The sequence below is a fragment of the Streptomyces sp. SID13031 genome, from assembly GCF_010548305.1.
Classification (GTDB): domain Bacteria; phylum Actinomycetota; class Actinomycetes; order Propionibacteriales; family Kribbellaceae; genus Kribbella.
In genome coordinates this window covers 1-1,611 of the sequence record NZ_JAAGLV010000047.1, presented here as the reverse complement: position 1 = coordinate 1,611, position 1,611 = coordinate 1, and the positions used below count along the sequence as shown (strand labels likewise).

Annotated in this window: 1 protein-coding gene; it reads left to right on the top strand. The window is 64.9% G+C overall.

Features of this window, described 5'->3' with window-relative positions; translation table 11 throughout:
• Positions 1–562: 562 nt before the first annotated feature.
• Entirely contained in the window at positions 563–1,573 is a 1,011-nt protein-coding gene (locus G3I17_RS39155; protein ID WP_239063343.1) for an IS30 family transposase, read from the top strand.
• Positions 1,574–1,611: the final 38 nt, after the last annotated feature.

The window sequence follows — 1,611 nt, the reverse complement described above, 5'->3', positions numbered from 1 at the left end:
GGCGGGTTCTCATGGTCGTCGCAACACCTTGATTTGAGGAGTTGCGGCGGCCATGTCGTTTGTGGAGGACTTTGAGTGTCACGGTGATGCGTTGTTGCGGTTGGTGGATGCGGGGGTTTCGGTTACGGCGGCGTGCGAGTCGTTGGGGATCAGGCGTGGGCGTGGCTATGAGATCTTGCGGGCTCGTGGTCGGGGATCGGCTCGGCGAACGGTCATCACGGCGGCGGTGCGTGAGCAGGTCATCGTGGTGTTCGGGCAGTCAGCGAGTATCAAGCGTGCCGCGGTCGCTGGCGGGTTGAGTCAGAACGCTGCTCGACGGATTCTCGTCGCGGCAGGGCTGGTCTCGGCGGTAACGGCCGTGAGGGGCAAGGCACAGGCGAAGGCCCGGTTCGCCGAGTTGGTCGAGGCGGGTTGGTCGATCGCCCGCGCGGCTGGGGAGGTGGGCGTGAACGTGCGCACGGGCAGGGACTGGCATTACGGGGTCCGCAGGAGCAACAACACGCGGATCTACCCGGACGGGCTGGTCGTGGACTACGACACCGGAACCCGGTATCTGACTTCCATGCCTCGACCTGTTGATGTGGTGATCAGCGACCGCTACCTGTCGTTGGATGAGCGGTTGGCGATCGCTGACGGGCTGGTCAACAAGCACACGTTGACCGCGATCGCGGTCGGCATCGGGAAGAACAAGTCCACGGTGTCGCGCGAGGTCAGCGCTCACAGCATCGAGGGGATCTACCTGCCGCACCAGGCCCACCGAGACGCCGCGACCGCCCGGGCCCGGCCCAAGACCTCGAAACTGGTCACCGATCCCGTACTGCGGGCCAGGGTCGAGCTGGACCTGAAACAGAAGTTGTCACCAGAACAGATCTCGAACAGGCTCGTCAAAGACTTCCCCGACGACGAGAGCATGCGAGTGAGCCACGAAACGATCTACCAAGCCCTGTATTTCCAGGCCCGCGGCGGCCTCAAACGCGAAGTCGCCGACGCGTTGCGGACCGGCCGCACCCGCCGCAAACCCCAACGCCGGCCCGACCAGCGCCAGCCCCGGTTCGTCGACGAGATGATCATGATCTCTGAGCGCCCTGCCGAGGTCGAAGACCGCGCGGTTCCCGGTCATTGGGAAGGCGACCTGATCATGGGCGAAGGCAACCAGTCCGCGATCGCGACCCTGGTCGAGCGCACCACCCGCTACACGCTGCTGGTCCACCTGCCCGGCAGCCACGAAGCCGAGCCGGTCCGTGACGGCCTCATCAAAGCGATGCAGACCCTGCCCGAGCACCTGCGCGGTTCGCTGACCTGGGACCAAGGCAGCGAGATGGCCCGCCACAAACAGTTCACGATCGCCACCGACATCGCCGTCTACTTCTGCGACCCACACTCACCGTGGCAGCGCGGCACCAACGAGAACACCAACGGGCTCCTGCGCCAGTACTTCCCCAAAGGCACCGACCTGTCCGTCCACGGCCCCGAAGACCTCGAACACGTCGCCCAAGAACTCAACGCCCGACCACGCAAAACACTCGACTGGGACACCCCAGCCGAGCGCTTGCGTGATCTACTCACCACCTAGAAACCAAGGCGGTGTTGCAACGACCCCTTGAAACCGCC